15 protein-coding genes are annotated in these 18596 nt (G+C 37.7%); 8 read left to right on the forward strand and 7 right to left on the reverse strand.

Features of this window, described 5'->3' with window-relative positions; translation table 11 throughout:
- Nucleotides 1–214: 214 nt before the first annotated feature.
- Nucleotides 215–646 carry a helix-turn-helix domain-containing protein gene (locus KTHG_RS14080; protein WP_139994480.1) on the reverse strand — a complete coding sequence of 144 codons (432 nt, stop codon included), beginning with the start codon at nucleotides 644–646 and terminating at the stop codon, nucleotides 215–217.
- A gap of 211 nt (nucleotides 647–857) precedes the next feature.
- Here KTHG_RS14080 and KTHG_RS14085 point away from each other — a divergent pair, with 211 nt between their 5' ends.
- The 5 genes from KTHG_RS14085 to KTHG_RS14105 all read left to right on the forward strand — a co-directional run bounded on the left by KTHG_RS14085 (nucleotide 858) and on the right by KTHG_RS14105 (nucleotide 6161).
- Entirely contained in the window at nucleotides 858–1244 is a 387-nt protein-coding gene (locus KTHG_RS14085) for a helix-turn-helix domain-containing protein (protein ID WP_139994482.1), read from the forward strand.
- A 205-nt stretch (nucleotides 1245–1449) separates the two neighbouring features.
- Nucleotides 1450–2646 carry a hypothetical protein gene (locus KTHG_RS14090; RefSeq protein ID WP_139994484.1) on the forward strand — a complete coding sequence of 399 codons (1197 nt, stop codon included), beginning with the start codon at nucleotides 1450–1452 and terminating at the stop codon, nucleotides 2644–2646.
- Nucleotides 2647–2762: 116 nt separating this feature from the next.
- A complete protein-coding gene (locus KTHG_RS14095; protein ID WP_139994486.1) occupies nucleotides 2763–3089 on the forward strand; it encodes a nucleoside triphosphate pyrophosphohydrolase in 327 nt (108 codons plus the stop codon).
- A complete protein-coding gene (locus KTHG_RS14100) occupies nucleotides 3090–5465 on the forward strand; it encodes a DEAD/DEAH box helicase family protein (RefSeq protein WP_139994488.1) in 2376 nt (791 codons plus the stop codon). It begins immediately after the preceding gene.
- Nucleotides 5466–5492: 27 nt separating this feature from the next.
- On the forward strand, nucleotides 5493–6161 hold the full coding sequence (locus tag KTHG_RS14105; protein WP_139994490.1) for a hypothetical protein: 669 nt from the start codon (nucleotides 5493–5495) through the stop codon (nucleotides 6159–6161).
- A 103-nt stretch (nucleotides 6162–6264) separates the two neighbouring features.
- Here the strand turns inward: KTHG_RS14105 and dptH are convergent, their stop codons facing one another.
- Genes dptH through dptF form a run of 3 tightly spaced genes read right to left on the reverse strand, consistent with a single transcriptional unit; the run spans nucleotide 6265 to nucleotide 15540 of the window.
- Nucleotides 6265–11496, reverse strand: a complete 5232-nt coding sequence (dptH, locus tag KTHG_RS14110) for a DNA phosphorothioation-dependent restriction protein DptH (RefSeq protein ID WP_139994492.1) — start codon at nucleotides 11494–11496, stop codon at nucleotides 6265–6267.
- Entirely contained in the window at nucleotides 11477–12856 is a 1380-nt protein-coding gene (gene dptG / locus KTHG_RS14115) for a DNA phosphorothioation-dependent restriction protein DptG (protein ID WP_139994494.1), read from the reverse strand. Before dptG ends, dptH begins: the two co-directional genes overlap by 20 nt.
- 2 nt (nucleotides 12857–12858) lie before the next feature.
- Nucleotides 12859–15540: a DNA phosphorothioation-dependent restriction protein DptF gene (gene dptF, locus KTHG_RS14120; protein ID WP_139994496.1), complete on the reverse strand. Its 2682-nt coding sequence runs from the start codon at nucleotides 15538–15540 to the stop codon at nucleotides 12859–12861.
- Nucleotides 15541–16003: 463 nt separating this feature from the next.
- On the opposite strand from dptF, the gene KTHG_RS22190 reads away from it, so the two are divergent.
- Nucleotides 16004–16570: a DMT family transporter gene (locus tag KTHG_RS22190; protein WP_370362783.1), complete on the forward strand. Its 567-nt coding sequence runs from the start codon at nucleotides 16004–16006 to the stop codon at nucleotides 16568–16570.
- Nucleotides 16522–16875, forward strand: coding sequence for an EamA family transporter (locus tag KTHG_RS22195; RefSeq protein ID WP_370362778.1), 354 nt, complete (start codon nucleotides 16522–16524; stop codon nucleotides 16873–16875). Before KTHG_RS22190 ends, KTHG_RS22195 begins: the two co-directional genes overlap by 49 nt.
- A 21-nt stretch (nucleotides 16876–16896) precedes the next feature.
- Here KTHG_RS22195 and KTHG_RS21360 read toward each other — a convergent pair whose 3' ends face one another.
- From KTHG_RS21360 to KTHG_RS14135, 3 genes are all read right to left on the reverse strand, one after another.
- Complete coding sequence (locus tag KTHG_RS21360; protein ID WP_158620969.1) at nucleotides 16897–17070, reverse strand: hypothetical protein; 174 nt, start codon at nucleotides 17068–17070, stop codon at nucleotides 16897–16899.
- Between the two features lie 6 nt (nucleotides 17071–17076).
- Nucleotides 17077–17415: a hypothetical protein gene (locus KTHG_RS14130; RefSeq protein ID WP_139994498.1), complete on the reverse strand. Its 339-nt coding sequence runs from the start codon at nucleotides 17413–17415 to the stop codon at nucleotides 17077–17079.
- A 152-nt stretch (nucleotides 17416–17567) separates the two neighbouring features.
- On the reverse strand, nucleotides 17568–18134 hold the full coding sequence (locus KTHG_RS14135; protein WP_139994500.1) for a group-specific protein: 567 nt from the start codon (nucleotides 18132–18134) through the stop codon (nucleotides 17568–17570).
- 166 nt (nucleotides 18135–18300) lie between these two features.
- Between KTHG_RS14135 and KTHG_RS14140 the strand changes: the two genes are divergently transcribed.
- Nucleotides 18301–18537: a DUF3953 domain-containing protein gene (locus KTHG_RS14140; RefSeq protein ID WP_186439622.1), complete on the forward strand. Its 237-nt coding sequence runs from the start codon at nucleotides 18301–18303 to the stop codon at nucleotides 18535–18537.
- The last annotated feature ends 59 nt before the right edge of the window (nucleotides 18538–18596 follow it).

Genomic DNA, 18596 nt, shown 5'->3' on the forward strand with positions numbered 1-18596 from the left:
AATGCTTGTTGGTCTTTATTTGGGTAGATACGGAATTTATAGGCTTTATGTGGCATGACAGACACCTCCTTTTTTCGAATAGTATAACGGGAACGGATGTTCTTTTCAACAAATTCGTACTAGCAGAATAATTGGGTTCGCATTCATCCCCTCCCTCCTCACTACGTTCCTTGAGGGAGGGGTATTCTGCGAAGAAATGATAAAATGCCGCGAGCTACTTTATTTTTAAACTGTTATTATTAAGATTGTTATTAGTAAACCTGTTACTTATAGCGGCTACGTCCTGTTCCGCTACATATTGTTTGGTTACGCCCTGTTGCCCTACCGTTTCGTGTGGCAACGAATCGTTACCATAACAAATCGACTGCGTCAGCACATAAACATTATTGGAAAAACCATTCGCCGCACGCTGCCTTTTTATCTCCATATAGCCACGCTCCACCAGCATTTTTCGATGCATCAAAAACCGCTTCTTTGAAATATTCAGCTCATGACAAATCAGCTCCACACTAGGATAGGCCTCAAATCGATTGCCCGCAAACGCCGCTAAATACGCATAAATCGCCTTCGCCTCAATAGATAAACTTTCATCACGCATCACCAGTTTTGGAATGATGCCATAGCCCTCTGCAAGAATTGACTTCATATTTAGATGCTCCTTTTGTTTCCCCTGTATGGGTATGTTTTGTTACCGTAACAATTTGTGCATTTACTACACTATAAAATAATTCAAGTGCTTTATTTACACAAATTATAAACTCAATAGTCGATTACGTCAATTTATTTGTGTATTTTTTGCACAAATAATCTTTCCTTACTTTGCTTCGACTATAATATAGAAAAGAGGAGGTTGTCGCATGAAGTATGGAGATATTTTTAAAGCCCTACGTACAGAGAAAAAATTATCGCAGCAGGAATTAGCCGATCAAATGCAAATCAATCGTTCAACCTATGCGCGATACGAAACCTCTCAAACCCAGCCAGATTTTGAAACATTAGCAAAATTAGCACGCTTTTACGACGTTTCAATTGATTATTTATTAGGACATTCAGATACAAAACATACATATACCGCATTAACACCCACACAAAAAAGTATTTTAGATTTCTTTGAAAACAGCCCCTCCCTTTCATTTGATGAAACAGAAGCGGAAACCTTACAAAAGGCATTAGAGGACTTAGAAACATATTATGAGTTTTTAAAATTTAAGGCACAAAAAAGACCTAGTGATGAGAATCACTAGGTTTTTTTGATTAAGATAGATTTAGAAATCGTATAAAGGTCAATTTTTCTATAGTGATTACTATGCACATAAACTATTATAAATGAATAAAAATGCTTGTTTTCGCATAATATACAAACATTTTTTTATTATATATAGAATTTGCCAATTTTATCCTTTAATATAAATATATGATTAATAGTAAATTAATAGGGAGTTGTGGACATTGGGAAAATGGAAACTTAGTGTGCTTGGTTTAATCGTTATTGTCATCATTGGTATAGCGTTTTATTTTACGAATAATGACAAAGCCTCGCTCGCATCAAAGGATGTATTTATTGATAAGCTACAAAAGGATTTAATAAAAAATAGTAAAGCGGTCGTTTATTATTCAACGACGATTGATGCACCGACTAAAAATAGCTTAGCCTTATTTATTTCGAATGATAATAAGGTACAGGCTTTGAAAATGGACGGACTCGAGCTCGGTTCAACTACATATAATGATGATCAGAAGACATTATTAGTCGAAGATAAAAATTCATTAAAATTTATTACAGATGCTGGTATTACAACGCAGACATTTAAACAAAATGAGCACACTGGCACAAAAACAGGCTATCTTTCAAAAGGACGAACATTTTATAGTCTCTATAATACGGGCGTATTAAAGGACAATGGCTATGAATCAACAATCCGTTATGGGAATACTGAAAAAACGAATCAACTATCTGTCTCAGAATGGGCGCGGGAGGCAACAGATAACGGCGTAGATACGATTTACGCAATGGTTGAGTATTATCCATCAGCCAATGAGGGATCAGCCTTCAGACTTGTTCAGGCAAAATTAGATAAGCATAATAGCTTAAAAGAGAAAAAGATTTCGGAACTGTCAGCGATTAGTAATCTAGAAAACAGCAATTTTATAAGTGGCCTCCACTATAAGGATCATCATATTTATAGCATCTTTAGCAACACCGGTGAGGATGAAGATGCCCCAAACTATTATGAATTACTAGATTATGATTTGGCTCAGAAAAAACTGACACGGAAGCCGCTTCCACAATATGAAAATAGCTATATTGTCGCGGATGATAGCTTAATGATTGGCGACAATATTTATTATGCTGAAAGAGAAGGCGATGTAGCGCGTCTAAATGTACAAACAGGTAAAACGAAAACATTGTACAACCTATTCGACTTATCTGGCTATACAGACGCAGCTGAAGAAGGAAACCATCTAGTGCGTATCACAGATGACAAAACTTACTTTATTTATCCTAAAAAGAATGGCAATTATTATCTTGATACATTCGATTTAAAAACCGGTAAAAAACTAAGCTCCGATGCAATTGAAAATATGAAGGAAATACTTGCGGCAAATGATACGGTCTTTCCTTATGATTTAGAAATTATCGATTAACAACGCAGCGTCTACTGAAAAATCAGTAGGCGCTTTTTCATAGCCCGTCAGCCATTGCACTTTCCAAAATTTCACTTTATCATAACTATATATTAACTAATTGAGGTGACAGGAAGATGCCAGTATATAATAAATTAATTCGAGACCGTATTTTAGAAATTATCGCAGCAGATGGGCTTGCGTACAATTCACGCGTGCTAAAACCTGAGGAGCATTTGACAGAAATCAAAAACAAGCTCTATGAAGAGGTCAAAGAATTTGATGAGACGACTACAAAAAAAGAAGCCATTGAAGAAATGGCTGACGTACTAGAGCTACTACATGCCGCATTAAAGGTCTATGATACGGACTTTGATGAGCTTGAGGCTGTTCGCGTAAAGAAAAAGCAAAAACGCGGTGGCTTTGATGAGGGCTTATATTTGATTGATGTTGAGGATAAGTAGATGAGGTTAATTACATCGAATTTAGTGAATGAGTTAAAGGAATTAAATGAAGAGGCTGAGCATATTTGCTGGATTACCGCATTTGCGATGAAGTCTGGTGTAAAGCTGATGTTAAAATCGCTTCAAGAGGCACATGAGCGCGGCGCTACTATTCAGCTACTTGCAGGTGATTATTTATCGATTACACAGCCTGATGCACTGGAAATGCTCTATACTGCCCTACCAAATGCAGAAATCCGCCTATATCAGGCACATGGACAGTCCTTTCATCCAAAAGCTTACTTATACCGCGATTCTCATGCGCAGCATGTCATTGTAGGCTCGTCTAATTTATCAAAGTCTGCTATGACAACAGGTGTCGAGTGGAGCTTACATACAGTGGATGATTTAACATATGAGCAGGCTACGGAGGAATTTGCGAAAGTGTTTTATGCAGAAAATACTGTGCCAGTTAATGCATTTACGATTGCGCGCTACCGCGAAATCTATGAGGCGGCGAATAAGCAAATGCCGATTTCACAGCAATGGGAGGAGGCCGAAGCGGAAAGCCTGATGTATGGAACTGCCTCAAATACTTCAGATGTCGTCATTGACCCCGCTTCCGTACCTCTTGTTTTAGAGCCTCGACCCGCACAAAAAATGGCACTCGAGGCGCTACAGGATACATTGGAGCAGGGCTATGATAAGGCAATGGCTGTGCTTGCGACAGGTCTTGGCAAAACTTATTTAGCTGCCTTTTTCGCCCGAAATTTCAAGCGCGTTCTTTTCGTTGCCCATCGTGATGAAATTTTAGAGCAGGCGAAGAAAGCATTTAGTCATGTACATATGGACCGCACAAGCGGCTATTATAATGGTGTTGAAAAGGTACTGGATAAGGAGATGACCTTTGCGTCGATCTACACAATTTCACAGCCACATCATTTGGAGAAATTTGCACCAGATGCCTTTGATTTTATCGTCATTGACGAATTTCACCATGCCGCCGCACCAACCTATCACCGTCTAATCGAGCATTTCAATCCGAAGTTTCTATTAGGCATTACCGCAACACCTGATCGTTTGGATAATAAAGATGTTTATACAATTTGTGATGGGAATGTCGCCGTTGAAATTCACTTTATTGAGGCAATTGCCCATCAATGGCTAAGCCCCTTCCACTACTATGGTGTGAAGGATGAAATTGACTACTCGCAAATCCGCTGGGTAGGCACACATTATGATGAAAATGAGCTTGTAGACAAGCAGCTACAGCAATCCGTTCTTGAGCATGTCTTTAGTAAATGGGTCGAGCTGAAGCAAACGCGTACAATTGGCTTCTGCTCCTCTGTGAAGCAGGCTAATTATATGGCTGATTACTTCCGTCAGCAAGGTGTTCGTGCGCTTTCACTAACTGGTCAAAACTCGCGTGATGAGCGCAGACAGGCACGTACGGAGCTAGACCTCGGCACCGTCGATATTATTTTCACTGTCGATTTATTTAATGAAGGCGTCGATATTCCAAAGGTCGATACCCTACTCTTTATTCGTCCAACAGAATCTGTGGCGATTTTTACACAGCAGGTAGGACGCGGTCTTCGCCTATCAGATGGCAAGAAAAAATGCGTCATCATCGACTTTATTGGGAATTATCGCAATGCGGACCGTAAGCTAAAAATGCTGAATCCATCTATGCCTGAAAAAGCGAAATTCCAGCAAATCCAGACCATTCCAGAAACAGATATTGTACTGAATCTGGACCTAGAGGTAATTGACTTACTACAGGAAATCATCCGTAAAAATCAAACCTATAAGCAAAAAATCCTTGCTGTTTTTGAGGATGTCAAAATGGAACTTGGACGCCGCCCAACCTATTTAGAGCTTTACCTCCAAAGCGGCTATGAGGATTTGAATGTAGCGAAGGAATTTAAAACATACATCCAGCTGCTACAGGATGCCGGTGAGCTAAATGCAGAAGAAACCGCTGCCTTTGAACATGCAAAAGATTTACTCATTGAAATTGAAAAAACAGCCATGACAAAAAGCTATAAAATGGTGCTCCTTCATGTCATGCTACAGCGCGGTGCAAGCGATTGGTACAAGCCAATTACCGCTCAGGACACCGCACTCGAATTTGCCGCCTATCTGGAACAGCCAACTAAATACGCCATCGATAAAATCGATCTAAAACTACAAAAAGTCGAAAGCCTTTTACAACGAATGCCAATGACAAAATGGGCATCCAGCAGTAAAGGCCTCGCAGACTTTGATGGCACCACATTTAAATTTAATGTAGCCATTGACGCTGCCTATGAGGAAATCATTTATGGCTGGGTGAAGGAAATCTGTGAATTTCGCTTGAGCCGTTATTTTTCAAGGAAGGCTGAGAAGTTGGGGTAAATTAACCAAATACTTTGGAGGTAACCTATGAATCTCAAAGATTATAAAAGAGAGCTAAACTTAATAGCAAAACAAAACATGACAGAATATGATTTGTATTCTCTTGTTATGGCTTTATTGAGAGAAGGAGAGAACATTAAAGCACTTTCCTTAAGAGATGTAAGTAGAAGAATTAAAAGCGCTCGAGGCCAAGTGTTTTATGGGTTATCTTCAATTCCCGATTTAGTCATTTTAGATGAAAATTTTGATAACGAGCATAATGCAAATAAGAATATCGATAATATAGATCAAATTTATGGATGTATTGAAGTGAAAAAATTAAATCATCCTTTACCTACAATTCATACAATCGAAGAAAAATTACAAAGTTCATTGTCTCCAGAAGAAGGGCAGCTTTTAGGTACTATCCTTTGGTATAGGAAAGTCATTTATACAAATGGTCTTGATTGGATTTATTACGAATGCAAATATTCGGATGATTACTGGAAAGAAATTAAAAAAAATGTAGAAAGACGAATTGCGGGCAAAGCAGATATTCATTGGTACAAGGAAATAGATTTAACCAAAGTATCAATTGAAAGTGATTCGCTAATGAATGGTACTAATCGTTCAGTTAAACAATTAACAATAGACGATATTAATGAAATCAATTGGCAAGAATTCAGAGAAAAGTTACACCAAATAAACTGGAAATAAAAAAACATATAAAATAACCCGTCCTCGATAAGTTATCGAAGACGGGTTATTATTTTTTGAAATTAACGTATCAAAATAATTGTAAGATTTTTAATCTAATCTTCTATTCCATCGCCGGCACTTTCACAAGTTTCGTTGCCTGTGGTGCGAGCTCATCTTGCTCCATGAATTGCCCTTGAACAATGCATTCGCCTTTTTTCAGCATACGGAGTGGGTCTGTATTTTTCTTCATGTCCAGCTTATCCGCAACGAGTTTTAGCTCGCTTTCTGACGGCTTGAAGAAGATAGAGGTTGCGGCATTTTCGAGTACCACAAGCTCTTCTTTTTGGAAGTTACTAAAGGTTTGTGTCGCAAACCATACGGACATGCCGAATTTACGGCCTTCGCGTAAGATTTTATCTGATGGCGAGCCTGCCTTGAAGTTTAGGTTTTGGGCCTCATCTAAAATAATTGGTAATGGGCGTGCTGCTGTATTAGATTGTGCAAAATACCATAAATCCCAAAGGATAAATTCCGTCATCACCTTCTTAATTGTATCCTGCTCAAAGCCCTCAAATTGAATGACAGAAATTTGTCCCGCTTCGTTAAAGTAATCATTCCATGTGAATTCTTCCTTATAGCTAAACGGATCAATGTCTACAAACAGCGCTAATTTATTCGCAATTGTATCTGCCACAGAATTTGTAATATCCTCAGACTCTGCAAGGATTTCCATCATTAATGGTAGAGTTGCTTTATCCCCATACATTTCAATACATTTTTTCGCTACACGATAGAGCGCATTTGATTGCTGTGGTCCAAATTGATAAACATTCGTAAATACTTCCTTTAAGCGTGTAGCTGTTTCTGTGATTGGTTCTTTCCCTACCTGTCCAGAAACCACTTTTTCGCGGCGAACAAATGGATTAATTGGGAAGCCATCAAAATACACAACACGCTCATTAAATTTGTCGCCCACTTTATCTAAGAATGCTTCATCTAGTTGCGTACGTGTATAACTGCTTGAGTAGTCAATAATTAATGCCGACTGGTCCTGGTTAGCTAGCTGACGTAAAACAGATTGAATAAAGTATGTTTTCCCCTGACCTGAACGACCACCAATAACGAGGTGACGGTTTGCTAGTTTGCGGCTACCAAATTCCCAATAAATTTTTTGTCCTTCTTCTGTAATACCTAATAATGGCCGGCTCTCTCCTGCCTGCTCATTCGCTATAGATGGCTGAGGCATTTCCTCTGGCTCCTCTACAAGCTCTTGAACGGGAGATTCTGCCACTACAGATACTTCCGGTCGTTCTTCAATAGGTTCTGGCGCCTTATCTTCAACAACTGTAGGTAGCTCTTCAACAAGCTCTACTACTGCTTTCTCCTGTAGAGGTTCCTCTGCGACTTCAAGCTCCTCTGTTTCTGAAATAAATTCATCAATTTCCACAACTTCTAATTCTTTTTGATGAGTTTCTTCTACTTCTTCAACATGTGTAAAGTCCTCTGCGCGTAGTTGTTCAATTGTGACACCCAGTGATTTATACGCTTTTTTCTCTGGAATACCGTAGACCATCACACCACTTTGACGCTCTGTTGTTTCTTCTACTAAGTCCTTTTTAAATGACATGACTGCACCTTCACCAAGTTCAGCACGTAAATCATTACTTAAAATAAATTCATCATTCAAAAGTTGCTCTTTCAAACGCTCTGACAGTTCATAATCCTTCTCTGGCCAAATATCATTTAGCACCATTTTATGTGCATTTGTAATATACATACGCATAAAGAAGTTACGCAGGAATTTGGCATCGAATGAATCATTATTTAAGTATTCATTTAAGCGAACATTTAATTCCTTCACTTGAGAAATGCCTTTATCAATGACACCGCTCGCATTTTGACCGATTTTTACCTCTACTGGCAGTAAATAAACTTTTGGTGCCGTAGCGGTTTCCTCTACACCAATTAATAGTAAATCATCGCTACAATTTCCTTTACGGCCAATCGTTTTACCAGAGAATAGGCCATCTGCTTTTTTTAGGCCGACATTTCCAGTTACACGAACGATTTCCTCCATTGAAATAGGTACCCAGCGCACATTTGGCTGTTCAAAACGGAGTAAGACATGCTTAATAGCCGCCACAATACTCATTTTTTCACGTTGATCATGACCACGATTTTGCACAGCGCGTAGTAGCCATTCTCCATTAAATGTATTAAAGGCCTGAATAATAGTCGCCATCATATGTGGCTGTACCTTCACACCATGCGTAGCTAAAAATTCTTCAATTACACGGAAATATTGTGGTGATTTATCCGTCACTGTAATGGCATCATAGTGATTACTTGATGACAGCTGGTCTGAATAATGGACAATCACTAGATTAGATGACGACTTCTCAAAGTACGCTAAATCTACAGAAGGGTCAATGAATGTCAGCCATGTACAGCTTGAATAAAGCTCACTTAGACGTTCCTCATCATCTGTTGTAATGTGTAGTGAAATTGCATTGTCCTTATTATATGGGTCATTCCCTGAGTTTGTACGGTTCGCACTTAGCTCATTAATGTTTTTCGCAAATTCTAATAGCTGTGTACGGCGATAATCCGCTTCACCAAGTCCAAATCCTAAACGGTATCCGCCATTATCTGTCTGATGAGATGATGATGACACATACAGCCCACCTAAGCTTGTCGAGTTTGGCGCATCTGTCACGATTTGCTTCGCAATGCTTTCATTGCTATTCATTTTATAGAAATTAATATGGCTATACGTAATTTTTTCATCCATTGAACGTTTTGAGAAGCGTAGACGTTTTTGAATTTCAATTAATGTATCAAAGTCATCTAGTTGCTTCGTATTTAAATCAACACCAAAGATTTCTTTTACCTGCTTCGGTAATTCTAATGAGTTAAATAATTCAAAGCTACTAATACGGTCCAAATCATCTGTATAGTAATTGATGTCTACTGTAAGTAATTTTGTGAATGAGCCTTTACGTTGAATATCTGCTTTAAACCAACGTAAAATCCCCTTTAATACCTCTGCATCATTTTTGATGTTAATTACATTCATAATTAAGGTAGGCTGTGGGCTAATCGCAAATAGATAATCATAGTAATTCACGAACTGTGACATTTTTTCATTAATTACTTTTGCAAGGAAGTTATTCGTTTCACCAATCGATACCTGCTCCTGCGGACGATACTCATGCCATTCTACTATAGAGTCATTGGAGTCTGGCTTATAGATTTCATTATTTTGATTTACTAAATACGGAATGATATAAGCTGGATTTAATTGTTTTAAAATATTGCTATCAACTTCCTCTGCATGCATTTCATTTGATAAGGCAAGCTGATAAGCGACATTTAATGGTGAAAATGGCGTCATATATAAAGAGAAATCTTTTTCCAAAGTTCCTAAATACAGTAGTTCACGCTGCTCCGCCGTCATCAGTGCATTATTTGGAATATCCTCAATTTCTTGATTAAAGGCTTGAATATAATTTTTCGCTGCTATACGAATTTCCTCTGAATAATAAATTAAAGATGGAATTGATTTTGTTGCTGCCAAAGCATCTAAAAAGGCCGTATATGCTGCATTCATTCGCTCTGAAAGCACAAGCTCTTTTGCTTCTAGCTGACCATTTCGAACAACTGCTGCACGTAGTGACTGCTCTAGCCAGCTTGCTTCCCAGCGGAAAAATGTACGCTGGCGTTCAAGCGTTGTGTAGGGATGCTGATTAAGCATGATTTTCGCACCATCTTCTGCATAGCTCAGTGTCTGTTCATGCTTCATTTTATATTCCCAAATCTTCATATCTGTCAGTGGCGTTGCACGTAAAATATCATCATCAATTTGAATAGCTAGCTCATAGCCCTTACGTTTTACGATAAATTCAAATTCACGTGTTTCCTCATCTAATAATGCTGGTACAAATGTTAGCTTGTATCCTGGTGCATCCGCTTCAAGCACTTCATTCAATTCTTTAATCTCATGCTCTATCTCACCATCGCCAAGTACAAGTGTGCTTTCATCATTTAATTTAATGATAAAGTCTCCCTTAGCATTTAGCTTATAAGCCGTTTCAAGAGAAGCATAGAAATCTTTTTCGTCACGAATAACTAAAATTTTGAAGGTAAAGTTACTTGATGACATATTTTCATGGCGATATGAGAACGACATAAATGGTGTTTTAGCATTGTTGAGTGATAGGGTAGCAATCAATGATTTCCCGCTTTTTAGCACTTGTTTTTTATGCTTCCCATTCACATTTTCTTGTGTAACGTTTGTTGAGAAAGGTAGCTTAATTGTCATTTCGGCTGCTTCTTCAAGCATTGGCTGGAATATAACAAAATCATAGCCGCGTTTTCCCTGTTTCGCACTCCAAAATGATTTAATTTTAGATTTACCTGATGCTGTTCGAAGCTCAATTTGCATTTTTTCTTCTTCAAAGGTAATTACTTTTTTCTTCGCAACTTTTTCCTTTTGCTCAAGCACCTGCGCAAAATCAATTTCCTTTTCATCTTTATAGATGTCTTTTCCAAAGTCATCATATTCTTCAACAAAGCGCTCTTCCGCATTTCCCAAGTCACGAATTCGTGTATGTTCCTCAAAAGTTTCAGCATTATCATCTAAGCGATTTTTCAATGCCTTCTGTGCTTTTTTATATTTATCTGAGCCCTCTACTTCTAAATTAACCGCTTCAATAAATAATCCAAGCTCTTTATCAGGATAATAGCCTAGTGTTTTTAGCGATTCATAATTCATTTCCTCGCTGTAAACCCAGCTTAATACATCTTCAAAGTCTAAAAACGAAGCGTTTTCTACATTACGAAGTTCTTCACGTCCAGACAGATAGTGTTTTAAGACCGCCTTATTTTCAGCTGGAATTGTACTTTCCTCTACAAGCTTTTGAATGTTACCAACGATTTGAGAGGCATTTAATGGTAGACCCTCCGCTGTTAAATTACGGCTACCACCACGAATAGAATCGAGCATTTTATCAGAAATCATAATGATAGACGTATTTTTCCAAATACCCTTTTGCTCACTCATTTCATTTCGTAAGTTTACGATGAAATCTAGATGCGTGTTATTTAACGTTGTCGCAAATACATATTTATAATCGCCAAAGCGAAGTGCTACGGTTTCGTAGGGGTCCTCGCCTTCTGCTTCATATAAAAATGCCTCTGCCGCATCTAGCTCCTGTACGGCTTCCATAATGTATTCAACATACTGTTCACTTGGCAAAGATAAATAATAACGATTAACCTCGCCAATCGCTGCTTCCTCTTTAAAAAACGTTGCCAATTGATTTGAAATAATATTATAAAATTGCTTTAACATATTGCGCATCCCCACTGTCACTTTTTTTATCTAAGTAGTTTAATTGATCTAATAAATGGACTACCTCTTCCTTGGTCTGGTCATCTAAAAATACACCACGTTTTTCAAGCTCTGCCCATAAATAATTCAATTCTAATCGGCTATTTTTAGGCCCTACACAAACTGCAATCATCGTTAATAACTGCTTTGGACTAACTGCTAGTAATGAGCCTAGTGAGCCACCGTTTTTACGGTAGAAGCGGCGTAGAAACATATCAAAAGCCTTTGTATAACGTGAATATACCTCATCCTTTACTTGCAAGCGAACAAGCTCAACTAAGTCACGAAAAGCTTCTTCTAATGTTTGATGCTTATATGGAATTGGTGTGACATCATCAATTCGTACCGCCATTACTTCCTCAATCCATTGGTAAATAGACTGTACAAATTGTTGTTCAGCCTCAGGTCCTTGCTCCTTGAAAAATGTCGCATAATCATGATAGAACCAGTTTCCATTGTCTGCGAATGTATTGGCACCCAAAATATTTAGCACATGCTCATGTGCATAAAAATAACGAAACTCTTCTTTTAAAAGCTTGTAGCCATAACGATAGCCGTCACGCCATTTTTGTGTGCTTTCTGTATTTAAAAACAGCACCACTGGGAATGGCTTTTCTGCATTAAATTCTGTATAACGGTTCGTTTGCACAATCATTTGTGTCAGTGCAAAGTAGCAATACTGTACAAAGAATTCTTCTAAATTTGTAATTAAGAAAGTTGGATTCGTCGCCAGCACGCGTAAATCCTCTACAAATTGCTTCTGCATAAACGGAAATAGCTGCTTATACTGCGCAGGCTCATCAAAATTCGCTTGTTCAACCATTGTTAGATTCATAATTGTGCTTAATAAATCCTGACTCTCAACTGCCGAAAAGATTTCTTGAATTTCTTCGATATTTTGACGAATGAACAAATCATAAAAGAAGTGGAAATACATCAATTCCCCTTTTGCTTCTTTACTTGTTTCTGTAAATGGAATGTATTTTAGCTGTTCAAACTTATAGACATTGCCATTTTCAATTTCTTTCATTTCATTTTTTAAATAATTCGCAAATGCTGCTTTTGAAGGCTCTTGATCAAACTTACCATTTTCAATAATTTCCTCTACAGCCTGGTCATTGCGCTCGTAATACTTACTTTCATTCCCAATGACACGTAGCACAGCCGCCATTACTGGTGAAAAGCCCGCTTCAAAGTTGGCACGCTCTGGGTTACGTGTTGGGAATGGTGTAACATATGTGTTTTTTCGACGATTTAGTGAGTAGCCTGTCTCACCAATCACTTTTTTTATGGCATCAAAATTCAATTCAAATGTATTCATCGCTATACCTTCTTCACTTCATATTTCGATTTTGAGAACTTCGGCTTAGAAATCACCATTTTTTCACGATTGCTCGTATTAACAATCATGAGGCGATTATCTGATAGCTGGGATTTTTTCGTAATCGCATTATAAAATTCTTCAAACTGCATAGCATGACTAACTTCTAAATTATTTAAACGATGTCCCTGACGTACAGAAGATAAAATTTCATATAATCGATAGTCTAAATCAATAAAATACTCATCAAAGCCAAGTTTCATTGTTGGTACAAAGCGTGTCAATGTTTCTCCTTGCATTTGACCATAGAAGTCCTCATTTACAGCAGGCTCCAATGATACTGGAATCGCCGTACGAAATTCTCGATTTAAATCATTATTTAAATAAATGAAATTATCCTCTGGAGAGCCACGCCATTTAAAGACAATTTGCTCAAGCTGTTCAAATAGCTCACCCATTGTCTCCTCATCACCTGTTAAATAGCTATACAGATAGCTGACATAGCTATTAAATAACGTGGATACTTCATCACTCATCAGTTTTTGTAGACGAATACCAAACTGTGCCAGCTCAACAAATTTCTTCTCTAAAATCGCCTTTTTAATCGGCTTTTCAAATACCGTTATCATATCGCCAAATTTCTCTTGGAAATAGCCATAAACATCTAGGCTTAAAAGAACATTCGTAATGAATTCGTCTTTTGCCGCAGATTTCTCTTTCAGTGGATCATTATTACTCATCGTCGCAAGTGTTGTGGAACGTTTTGGATGCGCAAACATAAGGTTTGGCAATGTATTGGCTAAATCAATCGCCGTACGTTGCTCATCTTGCTCCTGCTCCACTGGTACCATTAAGCTGAAAATAAACTCATTGTATGTTCGCGTTGAAATAAATAATTTATCCTTGAAAATGCCATACACTAAATATTGAATGATTTGCTGCTGCACACGTTCATTTTGTAGTAATTCATAATTTAAATGTGCTGCTGTCACAATGCCATTGTCCATATCCTCTTTCCATGCTTTGTAGAAGACATTTGTCTCAATCGGTGCGACAATTTTCATTAAGATTTCCTTGAATAGATTTGATTCCACACGTTGTTTTGTCAGCTCATAGTTTTTCTCTTGAGAGAAATCAAGTACGTGACAGCTTGGCATAACAGAGCTTTCATTTGTGGTAGAGGTTTGGTCGAAAATATTAATATCTTCAATGAAACGACGGAATGTAGCAAACTGCTGCTTTTCTTTTTCATACGTATAGAAGTTATGTAGCACTCCTAAGTTAATCGCAATTAAAATATTTTTCTGAGCTGTTTGACCATCATTAAAGCCTTCTAATAATTGCTCCAATGTTTCTAAATTCGATTTCGTACGACTTTTTGAAACCGTCGCATCATTATGAATAATGAAATCTTCTACTAATTCTGGATATGTCTCTTTCACATAAGCCAGTAAGTGACTTTTCCCGTCCCCAGCTGAACCACATAATAAAATTAACTGCGGCTCCTGCTGCTGTTTTGCATGCTGTAATGTTTGCACTAGCTTTTCTTCAATTGGACGTTTTACGTGCATATAGCTTTGTAAGCTACCAAAGCGATCTGCGTGAACTACTGCGTCCGGAGCGGATGTTAGAAGCACTTTTGATTGTTGTAAAAACTTACTTACACGCTTTTTAGAAACTCCTACTGTCGTTGGTGCTACTATAATAGGCTCTTCTTTAATATCATTTACAACTGCTACTTCGACAGGTTGTTCAATCTCTACAACAGACTCCTCTTGAACAGGCTCTTCTTCCACTGCATCATCAAGCATTTCAAGTGCATCCGCATATAAGCTTTTAAATAAATACACAAAGTTATTAAATGTAGACTGTACAAGCGGCTTCGGCAAATTTTTATTCGTCACTTGCATTTCTAATGTTTGAATTACCTGATGTGCCATCGCTTTATCTTTTGTTGGTAAACCAAAAGCATCTAGTTCTGCCCAAACTTCTTTTAAAGCTTTTGATTGTAATTCGCTAAATGCAAGCGGTTTTACTTGTTGCTTGGCTGCTAGATAATGCATTTTTGTAAAGGCTAATGGACGTAGGAGCTTACTTATCGAGTTAAATAATGCGGAAGTATTATAAGACATTTTACTTTTCACATTTTCTAAATCTAGCTCTGCTTCTAGCTCATGATGCACTAAAAATTCACACCAAAATTTATTCAATTGACGTTCAGAAATTTTTTGGATTTCTACAACATGAAATGGAGGTGTTTTAATAAAATCATATTCAAAGGCCTCTTCTTTTGTATCCTTTTTCAATACATCTTCCATTAACTGCTCCGCTTCCTTAACAATCGCTAAAATATCTGATGACTTTGCCATTTCATTGTAGTCATCAAAAGCCATTACCATACGCTGTGCAGATTCCTTTAAATCTGTTGATAACACAAATTTTTTAGAAATAACACGCCATTTATCCAGTGATTCTACCGCTTTAAATTCTTTATATGGCCAATACGCGATATCTGCCATCTCATGATATTTATCCCAATACAGAAAAGCCATTTTTTCTAAAACATCCTCAATTATTGGAACAATTGCTGATGCATCAGATGCAATTTTTTCTGTCACAAAGTCATAATTATATGTAAAAGATGTCAATTCATTTTGTTTTACAAATTGATTCCAAATTTCCATTGGTGAACTCCTTTAAATCATTTATATTTTGTTAATCTATTATCTTTATATTTCAAATATCCTTATAATGACATGACTAATAATTGAATATTATTAAGTGCATAGTCCTTTAATTTAGTTTTTATAGCTATTTTTTAATTAAAAAAAATACCTGTTGCGGTTCTATTATACCATCACACTCACACATTCATAATAAAAATGCGATATATGTATCATATTATAATCTTAGTGCAAATTATTTCTTGTTTTCGACAAAAAAAGTCTTTTATCGACTCGTTTTGCCGTTAAATGATTGCTTATTGAACGAGTAAATTTTGTTAAAATAACATTTTTTTATTTTAATCCCTTACAACTTCTATTTCCATTCCCAACAGCTTCCGCTCTCCCCATCCTAAAGCTATACTTAATCCATCTGTAATGTTCATACAGAAATGTTGATAAGGGTTTGGTTAAATTGAATTATGTGATGTATATCTTTTGTATGCTCATCTGGGGTCTGAATTTTATTGCGGTGAAAATACAGGGCACTGAGGCAGCACTTGAGGTGTCATTGTTTTATCGTTCGTTAATTGCTTTCGTACTGTTTTATATGCTGCTGAAGCTGAAGAGGCTACCGCTTCGAAAGGCGCATACGAATTACGGCACGATTATTGGCTTTGGGATTTGTAATTTCGCGGTGAGCTATTTACTGCTGTACTATGGCACGATCTATAGTACAGCGGCGCTTGTGACGCTTATTTTTTCATTAAAGGCGATTACGACCCCCATTTTCCTACGTATTGTCTTTAAGACGCCACTTCAAAACAAAATTTACATAGGTGGCGCACTTGGTCTATTGAGTGTGGTCATCATTTTATACCCAGATTTACATACGATTTCTTCGAGCTTTTTACTAGGCATTGGTCTGGCGGCTATCGGCACGATTGTGACGTCGATTGGCGATGTTTTTTCCTATTATAATAACGAAAAAATATCGATCCGGTGCGTGCCAATACAATCGGCATGTTTGTCGCAACGCTTAGCCTACTAATTTTTGCGCTTGCGACGGCGAAGGATTTTGTATTTCCTACTTCACTTCATTACTGGGGAGGGCTGTTGTATTTAGCGATTTTCGCCTCATTTATCGCATGGCTTCTTTACTTACTGCTTGTGAAGCATATGGGGGCCGCGGAAAGCAGCTATATGGTCGCGCTATTCCCGGCGATTGGTGGCTTTGCGAGTGTGGTAATTGGTGAAAGCGCGCTATCGTGGAATCTCGTCCTCGGTATTGTATTAGCCGTTTTAGGAGCCTTTATTGCCCTATCAAAAAAGAAAAAAAGTGAGTTTCCCGGATAAGGGAGCTCACTTTTTTTTACTTTATTCCGCCGTCTTTTTCTTACTGAAAATTTGCTCTAGCACAACGGTCAGTAAATAGCCGCCCGTGCATACTAAAAAGACAATGCCGACATCTGGTCGTCCGTCCTGATACGCTACATAAGATAGTACTAGTCCTACGATGAATAAGACGGTTCTGAAAATTTTCGTTGCCATGTCTACTTAATCCACCTTGTAATCTTTTAATTGATACGAATACATGTCCTCATCTGCATCTGCGTTCATTTCGAAGCTGATGTCAAATTCATATTCTTCATTTTGCCACGTAAATTTACCGGATGTATCATATATGCCATCGCCTTTATCAACAATATGATAGTCCTCCACATCCTCTGGCCATGTGACATCGCCCATTTCCTCCTGATTTTGTACAACCTCCTGTATAGATGTGACAAACTCTTGCTGCAGTTCATCATCTATTGACTTTGTTGTACGATCAGATTCTGAGCCACAGCCCGCAAGCAAGCTCATAGCCCCTAGCATTATGTATAACTTCTTCATTGTAAAACTCCTTTTGCTGTTATTGCTATTCTAGTATATTTCATTTTCCGGTAGATAGGTGGCAAGAATTTACATACTTTAAAAGCCACTTCTTGGAGCAGCGCCTTTCGATTAACTACTTTATCCTAATAGAAGCCCCGTGCTATTCTGCTTTAGAAGTCCACAGTAGCTGACCAATTAATGATTTCAACACCTTCTATTAAAATCTCACCCTTACTTAAAATATGCGGCACATAGGCAAACATCGCAAATGGTTTACCCTTTTGATGACTTTCGTCGAAATACGCGTAGGTGTCTGGTGGTAGCTCATCACAAGCCGGATAGTCATGAATATCAATAAGCTGAATCTCCTGTGATGGAATGTCCTTGCTTGGCCCCTCGTAATAGTCCTTACTGTACAGATAAACCGCATTTTGATTATGAAGCAACCTTTCTACCGGAATTTTATAAAAAAGCACATCCTTTTTGACCCGGATACCGAGCTTCCGCATCCCCTCGTACACGTTAGACGGATGCAGCGGTAGCAGAAAAATGACATCATTCCACAAGCAATCTAACGTTGGAATGCGCTTTTTCAAAAGATGTAGACGGTCCTCTGTATTAAAATATTTCTTAGTATATGTTTCGTAAAGCGCTGGATAAGGCCCCTTTAGCTCATTTAACGAAAGCAGTACATTCCCCTTCATCTCACGCGGCACCATATGATACACATATTCCATTCAAACTCCCCCTATCCGTAGTAGATTTTTAATACTACATGGAAAATAGGACTAGAAACAGTCTTATATTAAATGGAATTTTTTGCTATAATTGAATTACAGTAAAAGGAGCGCAAATGAATTTCATTTGTGCTTTTTTCATACATTAGTAAACGAGGTGACTATATTGTTAAAAATTTTATACATCGTGTTTTCTGTCCTTACTGGTCTATTAGCTGGCTACTCACTCATCAGCGGAGCTACGTGGACAGCACCATATATCGTACTACTTTTAGGTATTGCGCTACTTTTAACTGGTATCGACGAAAGAATGAAAGATAAAAAGGGACTTGGGAATATATCAATTTTTGCAGGCTTGTTTTCTATTGTTATTGCTATAAGTATATTTATGACGCCTGGGTAAATTAGAAACTTTAAACTCCAATAGAAAAACCCCACAAAATGTGGGGCTTTTTTTATAAA

This window comes from Kurthia sp. Dielmo (genome assembly GCF_000307285.2).
GTDB classification, from domain to species: domain Bacteria; phylum Bacillota; class Bacilli; order Bacillales_A; family Planococcaceae; genus Kurthia; species Kurthia populi.

What these genes read in the sequence shown, in the direction of transcription:
- KTHG_RS14085 (WP_139994482.1), top strand. Translation starts at nt 858, where the DNA reads ATGAAGTATGGAGATATTTTTAAAGCCCTACGTACAGAGAAAAAATTA.
- KTHG_RS21360 (WP_158620969.1), bottom strand. Translation starts at nt 17,070, where the DNA reads ATGGCAACGAAAATTTTCAGAACCGTCTTATTCATCGTAGGACTAGTA.
- KTHG_RS14095 (WP_139994486.1), top strand. Translation starts at nt 2,763, where the DNA reads ATGCCAGTATATAATAAATTAATTCGAGACCGTATTTTAGAAATTATC.
- KTHG_RS14135 (WP_139994500.1), bottom strand. Translation starts at nt 18,134, where the DNA reads ATGGAATATGTGTATCATATGGTGCCGCGTGAGATGAAGGGGAATGTA.
- KTHG_RS14080 (WP_139994480.1), bottom strand. Translation starts at nt 646, where the DNA reads ATGAAGTCAATTCTTGCAGAGGGCTATGGCATCATTCCAAAACTGGTG.
- dptH (WP_139994492.1), bottom strand. Translation starts at nt 11,496, where the DNA reads ATGTTAAAGCAATTTTATAATATTATTTCAAATCAATTGGCAACGTTT.
- KTHG_RS14130 (WP_139994498.1), bottom strand. Translation starts at nt 17,415, where the DNA reads ATGAAGAAGTTATACATAATGCTAGGGGCTATGAGCTTGCTTGCGGGC.
- KTHG_RS14105 (WP_139994490.1), top strand. Translation starts at nt 5,493, where the DNA reads ATGAATCTCAAAGATTATAAAAGAGAGCTAAACTTAATAGCAAAACAA.
- dptG (WP_139994494.1), bottom strand. Translation starts at nt 12,856, where the DNA reads ATGAATACATTTGAATTGAATTTTGATGCCATAAAAAAAGTGATTGGT.
- dptF (WP_139994496.1), bottom strand. Translation starts at nt 15,540, where the DNA reads ATGGAAATTTGGAATCAATTTGTAAAACAAAATGAATTGACATCTTTT.
- KTHG_RS14100 (WP_139994488.1), top strand. Translation starts at nt 3,090, where the DNA reads ATGAGGTTAATTACATCGAATTTAGTGAATGAGTTAAAGGAATTAAAT.